The sequence below is a fragment of the Promicromonospora sp. CA-289599 genome, assembly GCF_050936155.1.
Lineage (GTDB): Bacteria > Actinomycetota > Actinomycetes > Actinomycetales > Cellulomonadaceae > Promicromonospora.
This window is the reverse complement of the sequence record NZ_JBNJNI010000001.1, coordinates 5,650,765-5,670,113: the sequence shown is the minus strand read 5'-3', so window position 1 is coordinate 5,670,113 and position 19,349 is coordinate 5,650,765. Positions and strand designations below refer to the sequence as shown.

Sequence of the window (19,349 nt, the reverse complement as noted above, 5' to 3'; positions counted from 1 at the left end):
TTCGGTGTGGAGGCGGTTGTCAGACGGCGGACCTGGCTGCTCGGCGTTGCGCGAGCTCGTCACCCTCGACCGTGGCGACCTCGCCTGTCTCGCCCTGGTCGAGGGTCTCGGTCGGCATCTGGGCCAGGGTGCCCTCGATCTCGCGCCACACCCGTCCGACCGCGATGCCGAACACGCCCTGACCGCCGGCGACGAGATCGACCACCTCGTCGGGCGAGGTGCACTCGTACACGCTCGCGCCGTCGGACATCAGCGTGATCTGCGCCAGGTCGTCCACGCCGCGTTCGCGCAGTGCGGTGACGGCGGTGCGGATCTGCTGCAGGGAGACGCCTGTGTCGAGGAGTCGCTTGACAACCTTGAGCACGAGGATGTCGCGGAAGCTGTACAGCCGGTGCGTGCCGGAGCCGGTGGCCGGCTTGATGCTCGGCTCGACGAGGCCGGTACGGGCCCAGTAGTCGAGCTGCCGGTACGTGATGCCGGCGATGTGGCATGCCGTGGTTCCGCGGTAGCCCGTCGTGGCGTCCTGCTCCGTCAGGTCCTCACCGAAGAGGAGGCCCTGCGCGCCGTGCGGGACCGTAGCGCGTGTGGCTCTCTCACCGCTGGTGTTCACTGTGCCTCCTGGGGTGTCATGGCCACGCTAAGGCGCGTCGAAGGTGATTTCAAAGATGCGCGCCGTGAAAGGTTCGGCGTGTCGCGAGTTGGTGGGTTTTCACCCACCAGATTGATCCCGTTTCACCCGGTTCGGCCACTGCCGCCTTGGGCTCCACCTCCTGGCGGCCCCAGGAAGTCTTCGGGCGTGACGTGGTCCAGGAAGTCGCGGAACCGTTCGACCTCGGCCTGCTGGTCGACGTCGACGATCTCCACGCCGGCCAGTGCGACGATCTCGGCGGAGCACAGGACGGGGCTGCCGGTGCGGACGGCCAGCGCTATCGCGTCGGAGGCCCGGGAGTCGAGGTGGACGCCGTTGCTCAGGACGAGCTCGGCGAAATAGATCCCGCCTTCCAGGGCGACGATGTCCACTCGTTCGAGCGCGACGCCCACTGCGCCGAGCACGTCGCGCAGCAGGTCGTGCGTCATGGGGCGGGGTGTGGCGAGCCCGGCCTGTGCCATCGCGATGGCGCTGGCCTCGCGTGCTCCGATGACGATGGGGATGGCCAGGTCAGCGGCGCTGTCGAGCAGCAGCACGACGATCTCCTGATCGCGCTGCTGCTGTCGAACGCCGAGGATCTCCACGGGGACCATCGGCACGTCGTCCGGCCTCACGCTTTCACCGTACGGCCATTGACCGTCACTCGTCGCGCGCTCGGGACAAATTTCTGGTCACGGACCGGTCGCCCGGAGGCAATGGTGGGTGAATAATTGTGGCGGTCACGGCTCAGCCGAGGTCGTCGATACCCTGTCGGACCCATGCGGCGTGCAAGCGGGTGAACAGTTCGCCCATGTCGCTGGCCATGCTCGCGGCGCGACCGCGGGCCGCGCTGGCGTGCTGGCTGCGCAGGGGTGCGACGACCTGGTCCACGAGCGTTACCTGCCGGTCGGCGGCGGTGCGGTAGGAACGCAGGTGGCGTGGTTCGATGCCGAACTCGGCCAGTGCCCCTGCGATACGGGCCACCTCGACGGCGCCCGAGCCGAACGTGCCGCCCGACGCGGGCAGGAGCCCTGCCTGGGCGAGGTTCTGCACGAACTCCTCGGTGACGCCGGCTGCGTCGGCCACGGCCTGCGCGCTCCAGCGGCGCCGGGCGGGTGAGCCCGTGCCGGCGAGTCGGGGCGCGGGGTGCTCGGCCGAGTCGGGGTCGGCGTCCATCGCGGCGAGGCGTTCCTTGATCACCTTCAGCGGCATGTAGCTGTCGCGCTGCTCGGTGAGGACGAAGCGCAGGCGTTCGACGTCGGCCTGGCTGTACTGGCGGTAGCCCGACGGCGTGCGCACCGGCTCGATCAGGCCCTGTTCCTCGAGGAAGCGGAGCTTGGAGTGCGATACGGACGGGAACTCCTGGCCGAGGGCGCGCAGGACGTCGCTGATGCGCATGGTGGCCTGGCGGGAGATCCCGCGGGGCCAGGGCGCGTCGAGGTCGTCCTGCGCGGCACCGTGCTGCGGGCCCTGCTCGGCGTCCTGCTCGTGGTCACGGCCGCGCTCGTGGGCACGGTCATGACGCGGTTCGGTGCCGCCGTGGACCCCACGATGGTCGCGCGCGGCTCCGGCTGTCACGGGGCGGGCGTCCCCGCGCCCCACTGCGCCGGCGACTGCGGGCTGGCGTGGAAGGTGAGGCGGAACTTGCCGATCTGCACCTCGTCGCCGGTGACCAGCGTGGCGGCGTCGATGCGACCGCGGTTGACGTAGGTGCCGTTCAGGGAGCCGATGTCGCGCACGACGAACGAGTCGCCCTCGCGGACGAACTCGGCGTGCTTGCGGGAGACCGTGACGTCGTCGAGGAAGATGTCGGCCTGCTCGCTGCGGCCGGCGACGCTGCGGCCGGTGTCCAGGAGGAAGCGGGCGCCGAATCCGGGACCGCGCTGCACGATCAGCAGCGCGGAGTGCCGCGGCAGGGCGGCGACGGCGGCGGCCTCCTCGGGGCTGAGCGCCGTGCGGGGCGCCTGCTCGTCTGAGGTCGGGAACGCGATCCGACCCAGGTTGGCCGTGGTATCGGGCCCGACCGGATGGGCGCTGGGGTCCGTCATCAGGTCTCCTCGGGTGCGGTGGGGATACTGCGTTGGTCACAAGGCGGGGCGCTACGTTCGGACAACGGTCGGGACCGCGTCCGGGTTCCACTCAACCTACCTCGATCGGGATCGGGGCGGGAACCATAGAAGGGAACCAACCCGGATAAAACTACCCAGGTCACGGCCGTTCCGCATGCCAGTTTTCACAGCTCGGCCCGATGTTCCGGTGATCTGCGCCAGGAACCGGCGCAAACGTGGCGCGAGTCACTTCCCCAGTCACTTCTCCTGGGTCGGCTCGGCGTGCTCGGGCTCGCCGGGTATGCGCACGGCTTCGACGCTGACCTGGGCGGAGACCGTGGTGGTCGCCTCGCCGCCCGCCTCCCGGATCCGGGGCAGGGCGCCGCCGGGAATCTCGAGGGCGCGGTCGATCGTCTCGGCGTTGCCGATCGCGGTCCACTCGTACGGGGACGCGACGGCGGCGCCGTCGAGCACGACCCCGCCACCGGAGTCGACGAAGTAGCTGGTGGTGACCAGCCGTACCCCGTTGACCTCGATCGCCTCCGCACCGGCGTTGCGCAGCTCCTCGAGAAGGTTGAACAGGACCTGCGCCTCCAGCGGCCGGTCGCCGTCGGCGACGTGGACCTGCACGCCCGGACCGTGGGCGGGAAGCCGGCCCGAGAGGATCCCCTCCTGCTCGGCGCGCTGCCGCGCGAGGTCACGGGCCGCCTGGTCGCGTCCGTCCTCCGAGCGCAGGTCGTCCCGGATGCCCTCCAGGTCCGCGACCTGCGCGTCGAGCTGGTCGGCGCGCTGCGTCACCTCGTCCAGGAGCCGCACGAGCTCGTCCTGGCGCAGGCTGCTGAGCTGGTCCCCCGTCGACTGCCCCACCTGGACGGCCAGCGCGAAGCCCAGCGCCAGGCACAGCAGGCCGGTGAGCACCTCGGAACGCGTGCCACGGGGTCGCAGCAGCCGCATCAGACGCTTCCAGCCCGACACCGACGGGTCGGGCTCGGTCCTGTCGCGCTCGTCGCCCATGCTCACGCCTTGAAGATGTGCCGGCGGATGGAGGCGGCGTTCGAGAAGATCCGGATACCCAGCACCACCACCACCGCCGTCGACAGCTGCCCACCCACGCCGAGCTGGTCGCCGAGGAACACGATGAACGCCGCCACCACCACGTTCGACAGGAACGAGACCAGGAAGACCTTGTCGTCGAACAGCCCGTCGAGCATCGCCCGCAGACCCCCGAACAGGGCGTCCAGGGCTGCGACCACCGCGATCGGCAGGTACGGCTGCAGCATCAGCGGGACGGTCGGCTGCAGCACGAGACCGGCGACCACCCCGATCACGAGCCCGACGATCGCGATCATCCGTTGTCCTCCACTGATCGGTCCTGCATTGACTGCATTGACTGCGCTGTCTGCGCGTACCGCAACGTCGGGGCACCCGCACCCGGCAGGTACATCCCCTCGCTCGCCGTCACCTCGTGCTCGATGCCGTACTCCGCGCTCAGCAGCTGCAGAAACCCCAGACCCGCCGAACGCGCGAACTCGACCTGCATGTCCTCCGGGTCACCCACCGCCTCGACCGTGTACACGGGACCGTTCAACGGCTGCAGATCCACCAGGATCGCGTCACCCGCGTTCCGGATCGCCGACAACGACGTCAGCCGCTGATCGTTCACCGCGATCGCCTCCGCGCCGGCCGCCCACAGCTCGTTGACGACGAACTGCACGTCCGCGTCCCGCACCCGGGACTCCGCGGGCGCGTCACCCGGATCCACCAGCCCACCACCCGCGCCGTCCGTCAGCCTCACCACCACACCAGGACCCCGCACCGGCACCGCACCGTTCACCCACCGGTCCAGCTCGTTGATCTCCACCAGCGCCGACGGCAACAACGCGGCACCCTGCAGCCCGTCCACCTCCGAGCTGAGCTCCGCGGAACGCCGCGACAGCGACTCCACCTCGGCGCTGCGCTCCTGGATCTGCTCGATGAGCACCGTACGACCCTTCGTGGCCAACGGCTGCGGCGCTCGCAGGTCGAGGACGGCGACGGTGGTCGCGGCACCGAGCAGCACGGCGACCAGGAGCAGGCCCAGCGTGCTCGCCGTCCCACGACGCGACGTCGTCTCCCCCGCCTCCGCGCGCCGTTGTGCCATCAGCGCGTAGCCCGGGTCCAGGGGTCGCTCCGTGACCTCGCGCAGCAGCGTCATCGACTCGTCGGGACGCCGCCCTGCCCGGCGGGCGACAGCGGTGCTCGGAGCTGTGGTGCGCGGAGCGGTCATCCCGCGGCCGCCAGGCGCCGCACCTGCGCCACGTACTGCAGCCCCGCCAGCCAGTACAGGCCGACTCCCCACCAGGTGAAGGCCCAGCCGACCACGTGCGCCGCGGTGCCCAGCCAGCCGGGTACCGCGGCCAGGAGCAGCAGCGGGAACGCGTAGAGCAGGGCGAACGTCGCGACCTTGCCGACCAGCGTCACCTCGAGCGTCCCGTAGCCCAGGCGGGCCAGGACCGGCACCGTCAGCGCGAGCAGCACGTCCCGCGCCACGATCGCCAGCACCAGCCACAGGGGAACCACCTCACGCCACGCCAGACCGATCAGCGTCACGAAGATGAAGAGCCGGTCTGCGAACGGGTCAAGCATCTGCCCGAGCCGGGTGACCTGGTTCAGGCGACGGGCAAGCACACCGTCGAGCCAGTCCGAGGCACCCGAGACAGCGAGCACCAACAGCGCCCAGCCGTCCTCGCCCACGACGATCAGCACCGCGAAGACCGGCACGAGCGCCAGCCGCACCAGGCTGATCATGTTGGGCACGGTCAGGACCCGGGAGCTCATCTCCGCCCCAGTGGACACGCTCACCGCCCTCGCTCACGCCGGTTTCGTCTCGGTCGCAATACTACGGGGAGAGCGCTGCGTAAGCGTTGCGTATCCGCACCGGCGCGCCGTCCGACCGTCCGACAACGCCCCTCACCACGCACAACATCACCCGCGTGCTGCACGTCACGCTCCCCCGCTCTGTGCCGAAGGCCCCAGCACCCGATAGGGTGGTGCCACATCCCCTTGGAGTTCGTCGTCTTCCCGTGTGTGCACAAAACGTGCGAGACAGGCCCGCAGCCTCGGCTGCGGGGAAGGTGTTTCGGGAGCGAGCGACGCGAGGGCCCTCACCTCGGCCCTGACTCCGCCCGCGACGACGAACGGTGCATCACTGCATGTCTATCGACACCCATGACCTGATCGCGCCTGCTGAGCAGGACATCCAGCAGGACAATGCGCAGGCCACCGCCGACACCGGCGACCAGACGGCCCCCGAGGCAGTCACCACCAAGGACACGACCTCCGAGGACACCACCCCGGAGACCACGGCCCCCGCCCCGGAACCCGAGCCCACCGGCCCGACCTTCGCGAGCCTCGGCCTCCCCGCGCAGCTCATGGCAGCCGTCGACAAGCTCGGCTTCGTCACGCCGTCCGCCATCCAGGCACGCGCCATCCCCGAGCTCCTCTCCGGCCGCGACATCACCGGCGTCGCCCAGACCGGCACCGGCAAGACCGCCGCGTTCGGCCTCCCGCTGCTCGCCGCCATCGACCCCAAGCTCCGCAAGGTCCAGGCCCTCGTCCTGGCCCCCACCCGCGAGCTCGCCATGCAGGTCGCCGACGCCATCGAGTCCTTCGCGACCGAGCTCGACGACGTCCGCGTCCTGCCCGTCTACGGCGGCGCCCCCTACATCCCCCAGCAGCGCGCCCTGCGCGACGGCGTCCACGTCGTCGTCGGCACCCCCGGCCGCATCAAGGACCACCTCGACCGCGGCGCCCTCAAGCTCGACGACATCCGCTTCCTCGTCCTCGACGAGGCCGACGAGATGCTCCGCATGGGCTTCGCCGAGGACGTCGAAGAGATCTTCGGCCAGGCACCCACCAAGCGCCAGGTCGCCCTCTTCTCCGCGACCATGCCGCCGGCCATCCGCAAGGTCGCCGACCACCACATGACCGACCCCGTGCAGATCGCCGTCACCCGGCAGGCCTCCACCGTCACCGCGGTGCGCCAGACCTACGCCGTCGTGCCCTTCCGCCACAAGGTCGGCTCCCTCGCCCGCGTCCTCGCCACCTCCGACGCCGACGCCGCCATCGTCTTCACCCGCACCCGCGGCGCAGCAGAAGACGTCGGCTCCGCCCTCATCGAGAAGGGCATCTCCGCCGCCACCATCTCCGGTGACGTCGCCCAGAAGGAACGCGAGAAGATCGTCGAGCGACTCCGCTCCGGCGCCCTCGACGTCCTCGTCGCCACCGACGTCGCAGCCCGCGGCCTCGACGTCGACCGCATCGGCCTCGTCGTCAACTTCGACGTCCCCGGCGAGCCCGAGGCCTACGTCCACCGCATCGGCCGCACCGGCCGCGCCGGACGCACCGGCGAAGCACTCACCTTCGTCACCCCCCACGAGCGCGGCAAGCTCCGCAGCATCGAGCGCACCATCCGCGCCTCGCTCGAAGAGGTCGCCATCCCCTCCCCCCGCGACGTCTCGGCCCACCAGGTCAAGCGCGCAATCGGCAAGGTCGCGGCCCGCCGCGAAGCCGGACGCCTCGAGATGTACACCGACCTCATCCGCACCTACGCGGACGAGACCGGCACCGACCCCATCGAGATCGCAGCCGCCATGGCGGCGCTCGCGGTCGGCGACGACGGCCCCCGTGCCCGCGCCGAGCAGGAGGAGTACGAGCGCGAGCAGGCCGAGGCCAGGTCGGCGGCCGCCAGGCGCACCACGCGCGACGGTGACCGGCACGACCGGTCCGGTGACCGTGGCGCTCCGCGCGGCCGGTCCGAGGGTGACCGCGGCATCCGCCGTCCGGCCCGGGGCACGCGCTACCGCATCGCCGTCGGGCACACGCACGGCGTGCAGCCGGGCGGGATCGTCGGCGCGCTGACGGGCGAGGGTGGCATCACCGGCGCCGACGTCGGCAAGATCGACATCTTCGGCAGCTTCTCGCTGGTGGACATCATCGCCCCGCTGGACACCGAGGCGCTGGACCGTCTGGGCCGGGCTCGCGTTGCCGGCAAGCCGCTCCGCATCACGCTCGACCGCGGCCCCGCGCGCACCGGCGGCGACCGTGACCGCGCGCCCCGGAGCGGTGGCGACCACCGCCGTCCCGACGGCGAGCGTGGCCCCCGTGCCCGCACCACCCCGCACTGGGACGCGCGCACCAGCCGCTGACGCGGTGAACGCAGTCGTATGACGACGGCGGTCGTGCCTACCGAGACCTGATCTCGGTAAGCACGACCGCCGTTCTTTGTCGTCCGGCCGGGTGACCCGCTACGGGCGGTCGGGCTCCGCGGCCTCGCCCAGCTCCGCGATGAGCGCCACCAGGCGGCGCGCCTCGGCCATGCCGTGCTCGCCGTCCGCCCGCTGGATGCCCATCACGGCGAGCACGTCGCCGTCGGCCAGGTCGAGGTGCACCCACGGGTCGTTCGGCCCGAACCGCACGGTCACTATCTCGGCCCAGTCGAGCCGGCGGCTCGTGGCGTAGTTGACCACGGTGAGGCCGCCCGGGTCCGGGACGGCACGCACGGCGCCGAACCGCCACGCGATCACGGCGCCCACCAGCCCGAAGACGATCATCGCCACGCGGTTGACGGTGTCCGCGGTGCTCGACGCCAGCGCGACGAACGTGCAGCCGCCCCCGGCCAGGATCGCCAGACCGTACGCCGACGGCGTGCCGAAGCGACCCCGGAAGGTGCGGAAGCGGTCACCGCGAGGGGCGCTGCCCCCTGCTCCCTGACCTGTGTCCGCCCCCGCACCCATGAGGTCTACAGCCGCGAGGCGTGGATCGACGTCACGATGACGGCACGCGCCCCGACGTCGTACAGGGCGTCCATGATCCGGTTGGTCTCCCGGCGCGGGACCATGACGCGCACGGCGCAGGCATCGCTGTGGTGCTGCGCCGAGACGGTCGGGGACTCCTTGCCCGGGGTGATCGCCACCGCCTCCTCCAGCCGCGACGCGGGGACCACGTAGTCCATGAGCACGTACTCACGGGCGGTGATCACGCCCTCCAGGCGGCGGGTCAGGATGCCGAGGCCTGCGGGCGGCTCGGCGTCGGACTGCCGGATGAGCACTGCCTCGGAGCGCAGGATCGGTTCGCCGAACACCTCGAGGCCCGCGGCCCGCAGCGTCGTGCCGGTCTCGACCACGTCGGCGATGACGTCGGCGACGCCGAGCCGCACGCTCGACTCCACGGCGCCGTCCAGGTGCACGATCGCGGCGGGCTCGACGCCCTGCTTCGCCAGGTGCTGGGCCACGAGCGTGGTGTACGACGACGCCACGCGCCGCCCGGCGATCTGGCTGACGGAGGTCACGGGGTCGGCCTCGCCCGGGCCCGCGGGGGCCGCGTAACGGAACGTGGACCGGGCGAACCCGAGGCCCAGGTGCTCGACGGCGTCCGCGCCCGAGTCGAGCATCAGGTCACGGCCGGTGATGCCGACGTCGACCGTTCCGGTGCCCACGTAGACCGCGACGTCGCGCGGGCGCAGGAAGAAGAACTCGACGTCGTTCTCGGGGTCGGCGAGCACGAGCTCACGGGTGTCGCGGCGCTGGCGATAGCCCGCCTCGCGCAGCATCTCGGAAGCGGGGCCGGACAGGGCACCCTTGTTGGGGACGGCGATGCGCAGCATGTGGTTGGTTCCTCTCTGGGTGTACGACGGATCTGGGCGCGAGACACGAGGTCTCGCTACAGATGCGTGTACACGTCCTCGAGGGTCAGTCCCTTGGCAACCATCAGGACCTGCAGGTGGTACAGGAGCTGGGAGATCTCCTCAGCGGTCTCGCTGTCCGACTGGTACTCGGCCGCCATCCACACCTCGGCGGCCTCCTCCACCACCTTCTTGCCGATCGCATGGACGCCGGCGTCCAGCTGGGCCACGGTGCCGGATCCCGCTGGACGGGTCTCGGCCTTCTCGGTCAGCTCGGCGAACAGGGTCTCGAAGGTCTTCACGGGCTCAGCCTAGTCGGGCGACGGGGGCACCACCCTCCGCCGTCCCACGTTCTGGCCGTGTTCCGGCTATGGCACCAGCCACTCACCCGGCCAGCCGCGAGCCGTCCTCGTCGGGCGTGAGCACTCCCTGGACCGGCGTGATCAGGTGGAGCTCTCCCCCGCCGCCCTGACCGTCACCCTCGGACAGCAGCACGATCACCGAACCGTCCGCGGCCGCCAGGCCCGTCGCAGGGTCCAGCGGGTCACCCCCGGGGTACAGGCCGCCTTCGCGGCACGTCTCCGGCGTCGACACGACGGCCACCCGCTCCCCCGGCGCGACCTCCACCTCCGGCGATGGCTCCACACCGCCGGGCGGCTCCGGCCGTTCGAGCACCTCCTCGACGTCGAACAGCCAGCGGTGCGCCTCAACGCTGAAGGGCGGCGCGGCGCCCTCCCGTTCGACGACGCTCCCCCGCAGCACGGCGCCCGCGTCGGCGGCCGCTTCGTCAGGCGACTCGAAGATCACCCAGTCGACACACGCCTCGCCGCTCGTTGCCGGCGTCGTGGTGCCGACGGCGGCGCAATCGGTGAGCCAACCCGAGAGCGCCGCCACCGTCAGTGCTGCCGAAGCCGCCCGCCAGGGCCATGAAGGTGTCGTACCTGGTCAGTGTGGCCTGTCCGCCTGTCCTTTTGGCTGTTGGTGAACTTTTTTCTGGAGGTTGGGTGCTTCTAGTCCGCTTGGCACACTATTAACATGCGGCTAGGGCGCTAGGGTGAGAGTCGGATCACGTAGCAGCACCTTGCGATGTTGGTCGAGGTCCTGGCCGACATCCGCGCACCGGGCCAGGACGACCGTGTACCCGCCCCGAGGCTGTGCTCGCGGACCGGGCCTATGCCACCAGCCCTGGTCCGTAAGCACCCGCGCGGCTGGGGCATCAAGACCGTGATCCCGAGAAGAACGACAGCCGCTGCCCGCAAGCGCAAGGGCTCGGCCGGCGGGTGACCAACGGATCTGGACGTCGAGCTCTATAGTCAGCGCGACATCGTGAAACGCTCCTTCGCTCTGATCAAGCAAAGGTGCGGCCTGGCCACCCGCCACAACAAGCTCGCCCTCACCTACCGCGCCGCGACCATCCTGTCCGCCTGCCTCATCTGGTCACGCCACACAGGAAACACGACCTAGCTAATGCGGCGGCGCAGAACTTCCAGGTCGTAGGTACTGCACCTGGCGGATAGCGTGCCAACGAGCGCACCGTCTGGCTGAGCTCAGGAGCCGCCTCTGGGTACGCCGTCCTCGGCTCCTCTCCGAGGGCATCAAGCCCCGGAGTAGCTTCAGACCACCAACGCTGCGCCTTGTTCCACACAAGCGACGAGTCCTGCAGTCGGTGGCCCCCCACGTCCAAGAACATCTGCCCAGAACATCTGCTGTGAGTGAGCGAGGGTTAGCGGCTGGGTTAGTGGGCGTTGCGTGCTGGCGACACGCGCACGAGCAGCCTCCCGACTGGCATGCTCTATGGCATGGAGTTCGTGCCGCCAGAGGAGGTCCGCGCCCTCACCTCCTTTCGTGAACTTGTGTCGTGGGCGATCGGCGCTTACGCCCCCGAGGCGGGGCAGGGCTCGATGGAGGAGGTGGAGCTAAGGGTCGGAGCACAGTCGTACCACGTGTGGACCGACGGGGGGCGCGAGCGCACGCTCGACTACGGCGACTGTCCAGGTCATCAGCACGCCTACTGGTTCCTGCGCATGGGCCTGTTCCAGTCGTATGACATCGACTGGATCACAGAACAGAAGACTGACCCGCGCTTCAAAGAAGGCCCCAAAGCGCGGAACTTCTTCGATCAAGAGACTGTGTACAAGCTTGACGAGCTGGCCTTCGGCGCCCGCATTCCCGCCTCCGTGACTGCTTGGATTACGACTCGGGCGCGTGATCCTCGGTTGAAGAAGAAGGCGGTGAACAAGCAGATCCCGTTCCGCGCCGACTCTGTGCGCGCTGCAATTAACGCGACGAAGGCAAATCGCACGGGCACCGAGTCGCCTGGACGGGAGGGCGTCAGTGGACCCTTGGGCGGCCTGACAGGAGCCAATGTCGCCGTCTTGCCTACCTTGCCTGGCCCAGCCGGGGTGATGGCGCTGTCGAACATTCCCGCACCCTGGTACGGAGACTTTATTGATCGCCCACCCCTACGGTCGCAACTGATCGAGTGCCTAGAAAGCACTCAGCCGGTGGTATGTCTCGTAGGGGTGAGCGGGCGAGGGAAGACCACCTTGGCCCACCGGGTCGCACTAGAACAGGTCGGCAAAGGGCAACTCTTCCGCGCCGTCGTTTGGGTGTCTGACGAAGAGATCCCCGGGACGACGACGCTCGACTCGCTGTTCGAGGCAATCTCGGTGACGTTGAACGACCCGACTCTTGCCCGTGGGGACGTGGACGTCGGCTCAGAGCGGACGCTCGCGCTACTTGCGCAGGTTCCAACGCTTCTCGTATTGAACAATTTCGAGACGATCACAGATCCCGACGTTGGGCACTGGATTCGGTTGGTTCCGAGCCCGAGCAAGGTCATGTTGACGTCGACAATCGCCCCACGCGGAATGGGACACTTCATGGTGGAGGTCGATGTAGAGCGACCTGACGACTCGGTTGCGCCAGCCTTTTTCGAGCGGTTACTCCGGCAACGTGCACTTTCCGGTATCACCGCGGGAAGTCCGGAGTTGATGACATTATGGGAAGCTGCTGACGGCAACTTCAAACTCCTAGAGCGCGCCGTGGGTTTGCTCAGGAGGAGACCGGTGGAGGTGATTCTGAAGGACATCCGAAATTCAGCCGATCCTGACTTAGATCTGCTCCGCGAATCGTGGAGCGCACTGTCGGACGATGGACAGTTGCTTCTCAGGGCCCTGTCGCTATTCCCGGACGGTGCTGAACACACATCAGTAATTGCAGTCACGGGCATGCCAGAAGCCCGCTTCGAGAGGGCCATGACTGAACTGCAGGATGCGAGGTTCGCGAGCCCGCAGCTTCGTGCGTTCTCGCTGTCATACAGTCTCGACGGCTTGGCGGCGCGGCGCGCACGGGCAGCGGTCGAGCAAGGGGCGGACGAAGACCTGGTCGGCAGATGGATGGGTGAAGCACTACGGATCGCCAATACTGTTGGTTTCTGTCCGGACGACGTGTCTCGGTTACGGGCCCTCGACGCACCCGGTGTGCGGAGTGCAGTCGAATACGCGATCATCGAGGCCGATAGGCGCGGTTTGGATGAAATTGTTATCGAGCTCTGCCGAGAGGTTCGATACTACTACTACGTTCGCGGACTTTGGTCTGCTACGCCCAATGTGAATCTCATGCGAGCAGAGGCCGCCCGGCGCCTGGCTGATGCCGTCGAGGAATTCGACGCACTTGTTTACCACATCAACATCGCTGCCAAACAGCACAACGTGGCAGAGGTTGAGCGACGCCTACCAAGGCTGCAGGAACTGGTCACATCTGCGGCGACCGAACTGAGCCCGCGCGCGCTAGCGGAACTTCGCCACGCTCGGGCCCTCTACCACCATGCACGATCCGAATGCGACGCTTCGGAACAGCTCTGGCTTGAAAATCTCCGCTCCCCCGAGACGCTCGGCCCGGCTGACTACAGTGCAAATCTGCGTTGGTTCGCGCGATGTATCGTTCAGCGCCACGACGGACGGGCGAGCGCTGCGCGTAAGGAACTCAAGAAGGCCGCTGAGCACGCGCAGGCCCACGGGTTCCGCAGGGCAAATGTGGTGATCCAACTTCAGCTTGCTGACCTGGATCTTGCTGAGACCTCTTCGCGCGCGCCGGCAACAGTGTTCCAGGAACTGGTTGGAGTTCGTCAGAACTGCGAGGAGTTGCGAGATCAATACTACCTTGCCGAAGTCGAGTGGCTAATGGCGCGCGCATTGCGGGCAATGGACCGGACGATGGAGGCGACGGATCAAGCGCAGAGCGCCTCCGCGCGCTTTGAGAGTCTCGGACTGAGCGATAGAGCGGAGGAAACGGCTGAGTGGATTCAGCAATCTCCCGAGTAGGGCGGACTTTGCTGTCTCGTGAGGTCCGGCAGAAGCAGACTTCCAACTATTGGAAATGGAGTGATTAGTAGTGACGGAACTAAACCAGCAAGCACAAGCCATCATCGACGCCGCGGCCGCGAGTGGACTGCCGCCGGTCTATCAGCTGCCCACCGAAGAGTCGCGCGCCCGAATGCGAGCGGCTTTCATCCAGGGCGAACCGGAGAGCATCCCGCGCTTGGAGGACTTTGTCGTTCCCACGGAGGCAGAGGATATTCGGGCGCGGCTATACCACCCTGAACCTGGTGGGCAACTCCCGCTTCTGCTCTTCTTTCACGGGGGTGGATGGATTGTGAATGACCTTGACACTCACGATCGCCTATGCAGCATCATCGCCAAGGAAGCACGGGTTGCGGTCCTCTCGGTCGACTACCGCCGCAGCCCGGAGAACAAGTACCCCGCAGCGATCGAGGATGCACGTCAAGCTCTCGCTTGGGCCGCAAACCACCGAGCGAGTCTTGGTGTGAACAACCAAATTGCGGTCGGGGGCGATAGTTCAGGCGGGACAATTGCAGTTTCCCTCGCGAAGCAGACCCGTGACTTTGGTGGGCCGGCAATTGCGGCACAGTTCCTGCTGTACCCCGTGACCGACTACCTCGAGCCTGAGACTGCATCCTATGTACAACGTGGCGTTGGATATTCTCTCAACCGAGCCTTTATGGAGTGGGCGTGGTCCGCATACCTGCCCGAGGCCTGGGATCGGAGCGACCCCTACCTATTTCCTCTCCAGGGAGACCAGGTCGCACTTCCGCCGACCATTATTTATACCGCTGAGTTTGACCCCCTCCGTGACGAGGGCGCGGCTCTAGCTGACGCGATGGCGAAGGCTGGCGTGACCGTCTCGTACGTCAATGCGGACGATCAGATGCACGGGTTCGCAATGCAGACTCGCGCCATCGACCGGGCAGCGAAAATTCTCTCTGAAGCATGCTCTGCGCTTCGGAGGATGCTGGAGGGATTGGGTGACAGAGTTGATCCCTGAGATTCTCTTGGTCAGGCATGCCCGAACGCAAAGTAACTCGTCCGGTACGTTTATGGGTCAGCGCGATCTCCCGGCGAGTGACGAGGGGCTTCGCGCTGCCCGAGACCTGTTGGCGGACAAGGCAGAGGCTTGGCACGTGACCCACCTCTATAGCTCCCCTCTTCTGCGCGCGCGTCAAACGGCCGAGTTGCTTACCACTGCGTTGCCGATTCGGCTTGATGATCGCTTACTGGAACGCAACTTGGGAGTCTGGGAGGGACGCACCAAGGCGGAGGTGAGAGAGTCCGATCCTCAAGCAGTTTCCGAGTTTGGCTGGATCGACGCAAGGCACACGCCCATCCGTGGCGAGTCCCTGGACGAGATGTGTGATCGAATCGGCTCCTTCCTTGATGAGATTCAAAGGCTGGAGCCCGGAAGTGTTCCGATGGTGGTCACGCACAATGGCTGGATTCGAGCCGCATTGTCGGTGTGTGGACTCGTCGACGCTGTCGCGATTTATGCCGAGGCAACGCCTCATGCGCAGGTGATTCGCCTGTCACCGAGGATGTGTCACCAATCCCGATCTGCCAGATTGGAGTGAGCACTCTGGGCATCTGGCCGACGTCGGCGCCGCGTAAGGTATCAATTGAGCTTGTTGGCTGCTAGTACTACTGCCGTAGATCGGGTCGCTGACCTGCGGTGATGCCTGGACATGGGGCGGCCACCGCCGGGATGCTTCGTTGCTTGTGTGGAACAAGAAGTCCGTGGCGGTGGCCGCGGCCAATAGCGTAGACCCTCAAGCGTGGCAGGCCGCGTTCGAGACCGCGTTCGGGCAGGTCACCGGCCGGTTCGCGCGCCGAGACGCCCGTGGTGCCGGCCGGGATCTGCTCGCGGGGCTGGTCGCCCCGCTGGAGCGGAAGAGCTGCTGGACGATCGCCGAGCACGCCGGCCACGAGACCCCGCACCGGTTCCAGCACCTGCTCGGGCGGGCGGTCTGGGATGCCGACGGGGCGCGTGACGACGTGCGTGCCTACGCGCTTGGGCGCCTGGCCGACCCGGGTGCGGTGCTCGTGGTCGACGAGACCGGCGATCTGAAGAAGGGCACCAGGTCGGTCGGGGTACAGCGGCAGTACACCGGCACCGCGGGCAGGGTCGAGAAGGCGCAGGTCGCGGTGTTCCTGACCTACGCCGCACAGCGCGGGCACACGTTCATCGACCGGCGTCTCTACCTGCCAGTCCTGGGCGAGCGACCCGGACCGCCGCACCGAGGCCGGAGTCCCGCACGACGCAACGTTCGCGACCAAGCCACACCTGGCCGCGGACATGATCACCGACGCGCTGGCCGCCGGGACGCCGGCGCGGTGGGTCGCCGGGGACGAGGTCTACGGCGCCGACCCGCACCTACGCGCTACCTGCCGGCGGCTCGGATTGGGCTATGTGCCGGCGATCGGCTGCAACCGGGGTCGTTCCGACCGGCGCCGGACCGCTGCGCGCAGACAAGGCCACCAGCCTGGTTCCGGACGATGCGTGGGCGCGGATGTCGTGCGGCGACGGGTCCAAAGGGCGGCGCTGGTACTCCTGGGTAGTCCTCGAGCTGCAACCAGAGGCCGACGGATCAGACCTTGGGTCCGGTCACCACGCCCTGCTCGTGCGCCGCAACGACCAGACCGGAGAGCTGGCCTGGTACCGCTGCTGGATACCACGCCCAGTCGCGATCGGCGACCTGGTGCACGTGGCGGCCCGCCGGTGGACCGTCGAGGAGAACGTCCAGGCCGCCAAGACCCACGCCGGCCTGGACGAGCACCAGGTCCGCCGCTGGAACTCCTGGCACCGGTGGACCACCCTGGCAATGCTCGCCCACGCCTTCCTCACCATGCTCGCCATGACGATGAACGACACCGAGCCCGACCACGACAGCGTCGGGCTCGTCCCGATCACCCTGGGCGAGGCCAGACGACTATTCGCCGCTCTCACCGCGACGGCCTCCAAGACCGTCAAGCGGGTCCTGGCCTGGTCCCGGTGGCGACGACGACACCAGCACCGTGCCCGCCGCGCTCACTACCGACGACGCGAAGGCAGCATCACCGCAGCCCACCGGCCCGATCTACGGCTGTAGTACTAGTCATGGTCCATATGTGCGGTATTGCTCTCCTCGGTGTTCTCGGCTGTAGGCCTCCGCCCGCGACGCCGTACAGCACGCGCGGGGATTCCGGTTGCGACTGAATTGGCTGGGATTTTGCCGGACACGACGGCGCCCGCACCGATCACGCAACCGTCGCCGACTATTGCGCCAGCAAGAATGGTTACGTTGGCTCCAATCCAGACGTCCGACCCAATTATTATGGGCCGCAAATCGTGCCCTTGGTTACGGATCCAAAGGTCTGGCGCATCGAATCTGTGGTTCCCGCTATTAATTACTACGTGCGGCCCGATAAGGGTACCGTCGCCGATACAAATTGACGATGGTGCGTCGATCTGAACGCCTCGGTTGACGAATACGTTGTATCCGATCTGCACGTTGGTCGGGTAGTGGATTGTTACGTCTGGGAGCACGCAAAGTTTGGCCTTGGATCGATCTTTCAGTGTCGCCATGTAGAACCAGTTGCGCATTGCCAGGTCCACGCCGACGGAGGACCTCTTGGCGAGCCAGTTCTGTAGGATGTGCCAAACTGGTCCTCCGCATTCTACGTGCGCCGGAACAACCTTGCGCAATATGGCAAATATGATCTGTGATTTTAGGGAGTAATACGCGAATCCGAGCCTCGCTACTCCGCGAGCACCAGGATCGCGTCCTAGCAGTTCTTTCCTCATCGAGCCTCCGCCCAACTTTTGTCGTTGAGTTGTGTTTTTAGGCGGTAGAACGTTGGCCTGTGTATTTCGACATGCTGCCGAATCTTTTCTAGTGCCGTCGTTAGAGTGTTCCAGTGCGGAAATAGGCGTGGATTTGAACGAGTTCTGCTTCAATGTCGCTGGGGCATGCCGCTGTAACTTCTCTCATGGTCTCCTCTCGGTCGAACTCTCGTATCGTGGCGATGGGTGCATCGACGAGACTTGATTCGAGCGGGAATTGCTGACCTGAGACGACCAGAGTCTCCGCCGTCCGTCCAAGCGTGAGTTCGTGTTCGGCGCGGACTCCGAGACCGTGTGGGGCGAGCAGCCGCTCGCCGTTCATCGTGTTGAGTGTGTTGGAGCCGCCTTCACGCGCTCTGAGGAGAAAGATCGGCCCTCGCGGTCGAGTTAGTAGAACGTAGTCCGCAGAAGCCGGTGACACCCATTGACATCCAATTGCGACAGATGCTTGGTCGGGCATGCCGTAGTGGGGGAGAGACAGAATCTCTTCTTGGAGGTGTCTGTTGCCCACCACCAATGCAGCACAAATCCTTTGACGCTCTCGCTGGTAGCTCTCGAGCATTGAGGCCGTGCGATAGAACTCTTCCGCAGGACGGCCCGCCAGGTAACGCAGGTATCGGCCGTTCTCGCCGTCCAGGGTCTTGACTGCGTCGGAATACCAGTTGGTTGGTCCAGGGTACAGCCCATTGAACTGGGCCTTGAACTCCGCAGTCGAAGCATGAAGAACTATATAACGACCTGCAGGCAAAGTACCGGCGCCGTCTGACTCAGCAAGAATGATGAAGTGATGCCCCGACGTGAAGTTCCAGACGAAGGGCGTGGTTTCCGCCAGGGCGTTCTTGGCGTGGTCGATTCGCTCCCTGAAATGTTCGGCACTCGATATGTCGATGTCAGTACGGAAGATGCTCACGCCGCAGACATTGACGGTGGCATCGATTGGGACGAGTGGGACATCGGATTCCCATTGGTAGCATGCACCGGTAAAGAACCCGCCGTGCATGCGGCGTACATTGTAGGGCAGCCCGAGGTCGGGAAGTGTTGTGATCTGCGCGTCGCAGTAACGGCGGGATTCCTTGGTGGCGGCGCTCGCCAACATTTGTTCCGTTACTCGGAGTTCTTCGAGTAGGAGTCGTTTTGTTGCATCCACACGTCCGAGTGACTTCATCTCCGTGGCTCTCCTACAGTCGAGATGCATCGGCTTGCTCAGGCAGGTGCGTAGTCGACGGATTGCCTTTCGGCGTGAACCGTGGTCAGGCCGTCCCGAGGACTGCGGCAGAGGGGTGCCAGCTAGTGAGTACTTTAGCTCTAGAGGTCCGAGTGGAACGTGCATCGCTGGCACGGCTGATCAAGGGTATCTCGTGAACATTCGCACAGTTTGCGCTGGTTCGTCCAGTCTCGGTGCTTCACGCGAGCCATCCAGCGTGCTCGTGCACTGCCGCCTCGCCTCGGCCGCCATACGCCTGGCCTAGGAGTCGAGCTGAATCGTCGGATACGAGGGTGCGTTCCCGCCGACGCCCGCGAAGCCCTCGAACGACGCCAGATTCATCGAAGGCAGCGCCAACGCCTTCGTTGCGCGGGTTGTGTGCGACCGCCGGCCACTGACTCGGTACTTACCACCACAGCCTCACGATCCTGCCGACCGGGATTGAAAGAACGCCGTCACCGTCGTTGGCTTGTGAGACTGGTGAGTTGAGCAGAACATACCCGGTAGGCCGCAAGAAGAGGCGGTGCGTCGTGTGTGACTGCATATCTCTGTTGCTTACTTCAGGATCCTGCAGGTAACCGCGCATCCCCGTGGGCTTACTTCAAGAGACTATGAGAAACCCTGCGGAACCGT

20 protein-coding genes and 1 pseudogene are annotated in these 19,349 nt (G+C 66.7%); 7 read left to right on the top strand and 14 right to left on the bottom strand.

Annotated features, from left to right (window positions below; all coding sequences use genetic code 11):
• Positions 1-19 precede the first annotated feature (19 nt).
• The 8 genes from ACQEVI_RS25225 to ACQEVI_RS25190 form a co-directional block, all read right to left on the bottom strand.
• The gene (locus ACQEVI_RS25225) at positions 20-610 is read right to left on the bottom strand and encodes a MerR family transcriptional regulator (RefSeq protein WP_432904498.1); all 591 of its coding nucleotides are present in this window, start codon (positions 608-610) and stop codon (positions 20-22) included.
• 122 nt (positions 611-732) lie between these two features.
• Positions 733-1,242 carry a bifunctional nuclease family protein gene (locus ACQEVI_RS25220; RefSeq protein ID WP_432906121.1) on the bottom strand — a complete coding sequence of 170 codons (510 nt, stop codon included), beginning with the start codon at positions 1,240-1,242 and terminating at the stop codon, positions 733-735.
• 133 nt (positions 1,243-1,375) lie between these two features.
• Positions 1,376-2,206 carry a transcriptional regulator FtsR gene (ftsR, locus tag ACQEVI_RS25215; protein WP_432904495.1) on the bottom strand — a complete coding sequence of 277 codons (831 nt, stop codon included), beginning with the start codon at positions 2,204-2,206 and terminating at the stop codon, positions 1,376-1,378.
• Complete coding sequence (locus tag ACQEVI_RS25210) at positions 2,203-2,676, bottom strand: FHA domain-containing protein (protein WP_116675148.1); 474 nt, start codon at positions 2,674-2,676, stop codon at positions 2,203-2,205. Before ACQEVI_RS25210 ends, ftsR begins: the two co-directional genes overlap by 4 nt.
• Before the next feature lie 258 nt (positions 2,677-2,934).
• On the bottom strand, positions 2,935-3,690 hold the full coding sequence (locus ACQEVI_RS25205; RefSeq protein ID WP_432906118.1) for a DUF881 domain-containing protein: 756 nt from the start codon (positions 3,688-3,690) through the stop codon (positions 2,935-2,937).
• Between the two features lie 2 nt (positions 3,691-3,692).
• Positions 3,693-4,025, bottom strand: a complete 333-nt coding sequence (locus tag ACQEVI_RS25200; RefSeq protein WP_116675147.1) for a small basic family protein — start codon at positions 4,023-4,025, stop codon at positions 3,693-3,695.
• Positions 4,022-4,942, bottom strand: coding sequence for a DUF881 domain-containing protein (locus ACQEVI_RS25195; RefSeq protein WP_432904491.1), 921 nt, complete (start codon positions 4,940-4,942; stop codon positions 4,022-4,024). Before ACQEVI_RS25195 ends, ACQEVI_RS25200 begins: the two co-directional genes overlap by 4 nt.
• The gene (locus ACQEVI_RS25190) at positions 4,939-5,493 is read right to left on the bottom strand and encodes a CDP-alcohol phosphatidyltransferase family protein (protein WP_432906115.1); all 555 of its coding nucleotides are present in this window, start codon (positions 5,491-5,493) and stop codon (positions 4,939-4,941) included. Before ACQEVI_RS25190 ends, ACQEVI_RS25195 begins: the two co-directional genes overlap by 4 nt.
• 374 nt (positions 5,494-5,867) lie before the next feature.
• Here ACQEVI_RS25190 and ACQEVI_RS25185 point away from each other — a divergent pair, with 374 nt between their 5' ends.
• On the top strand, positions 5,868-7,862 hold the full coding sequence (locus tag ACQEVI_RS25185; protein WP_432904488.1) for a DEAD/DEAH box helicase: 1,995 nt from the start codon (positions 5,868-5,870) through the stop codon (positions 7,860-7,862).
• 99 nt (positions 7,863-7,961) lie between these two features.
• Here ACQEVI_RS25185 and ACQEVI_RS25180 read toward each other — a convergent pair whose 3' ends face one another.
• The 4 genes from ACQEVI_RS25180 to ACQEVI_RS25165 all read right to left on the bottom strand — a co-directional run bounded on the left by ACQEVI_RS25180 (position 7,962) and on the right by ACQEVI_RS25165 (position 10,231).
• Positions 7,962-8,450 carry a PH domain-containing protein gene (locus tag ACQEVI_RS25180; protein ID WP_432904485.1) on the bottom strand — a complete coding sequence of 163 codons (489 nt, stop codon included), beginning with the start codon at positions 8,448-8,450 and terminating at the stop codon, positions 7,962-7,964.
• Positions 8,451-8,455: 5 nt separating this feature from the next.
• Complete coding sequence (gene hisG / locus ACQEVI_RS25175; protein WP_432904482.1) at positions 8,456-9,319, bottom strand: ATP phosphoribosyltransferase; 864 nt, start codon at positions 9,317-9,319, stop codon at positions 8,456-8,458.
• Positions 9,320-9,375: 56 nt separating this feature from the next.
• Positions 9,376-9,639, bottom strand: a complete 264-nt coding sequence (locus tag ACQEVI_RS25170; protein WP_108494143.1) for a phosphoribosyl-ATP diphosphatase — start codon at positions 9,637-9,639, stop codon at positions 9,376-9,378.
• Positions 9,640-9,721: 82 nt separating this feature from the next.
• Positions 9,722-10,231 carry a hypothetical protein gene (locus ACQEVI_RS25165; protein ID WP_432904478.1) on the bottom strand — a complete coding sequence of 170 codons (510 nt, stop codon included), beginning with the start codon at positions 10,229-10,231 and terminating at the stop codon, positions 9,722-9,724.
• A gap of 192 nt (positions 10,232-10,423) precedes the next feature.
• Here ACQEVI_RS25165 and ACQEVI_RS25160 point away from each other — a divergent pair, with 192 nt between their 5' ends.
• The 6 genes and pseudogenes from ACQEVI_RS25160 to ACQEVI_RS25135 all read left to right on the top strand — a co-directional run bounded on the left by ACQEVI_RS25160 (position 10,424) and on the right by ACQEVI_RS25135 (position 16,778).
• On the top strand, positions 10,424-10,621 hold the full coding sequence (locus ACQEVI_RS25160; protein WP_432904461.1) for a hypothetical protein: 198 nt from the start codon (positions 10,424-10,426) through the stop codon (positions 10,619-10,621).
• 515 nt (positions 10,622-11,136) lie between these two features.
• On the top strand, positions 11,137-13,662 hold the full coding sequence (locus ACQEVI_RS25155; RefSeq protein WP_432904475.1) for a hypothetical protein: 2,526 nt from the start codon (positions 11,137-11,139) through the stop codon (positions 13,660-13,662).
• A gap of 70 nt (positions 13,663-13,732) precedes the next feature.
• Positions 13,733-14,683, top strand: a complete 951-nt coding sequence (locus tag ACQEVI_RS25150) for an alpha/beta hydrolase (protein ID WP_432904473.1) — start codon at positions 13,733-13,735, stop codon at positions 14,681-14,683.
• Complete coding sequence (locus tag ACQEVI_RS25145; protein ID WP_432904470.1) at positions 14,664-15,263, top strand: histidine phosphatase family protein; 600 nt, start codon at positions 14,664-14,666, stop codon at positions 15,261-15,263. Before ACQEVI_RS25150 ends, ACQEVI_RS25145 begins: the two co-directional genes overlap by 20 nt.
• Before the next feature lie 241 nt (positions 15,264-15,504).
• Positions 15,505-16,147 (top strand): annotated as a pseudogene (locus ACQEVI_RS25140) (IS701 family transposase); the annotation flags it as partial.
• Between the two features lie 163 nt (positions 16,148-16,310).
• On the top strand, positions 16,311-16,778 hold the full coding sequence (locus tag ACQEVI_RS25135) for a hypothetical protein (protein ID WP_432906165.1): 468 nt from the start codon (positions 16,311-16,313) through the stop codon (positions 16,776-16,778).
• Between the two features lie 2 nt (positions 16,779-16,780).
• On the opposite strand, the gene ACQEVI_RS25130 is transcribed toward ACQEVI_RS25135, so the two are convergent.
• Positions 16,781-17,254 (bottom strand): acyltransferase, encoded by a 474-nt coding sequence (locus ACQEVI_RS25130; protein ID WP_432906113.1) that lies wholly within the window; start codon positions 17,252-17,254, stop codon positions 16,781-16,783.
• Between the two features lie 319 nt (positions 17,255-17,573).
• Positions 17,574-18,677: a hypothetical protein gene (locus ACQEVI_RS25125; RefSeq protein WP_432904467.1), complete on the bottom strand. Its 1,104-nt coding sequence runs from the start codon at positions 18,675-18,677 to the stop codon at positions 17,574-17,576.
• Positions 18,678-19,349 lie beyond the last annotated feature (672 nt).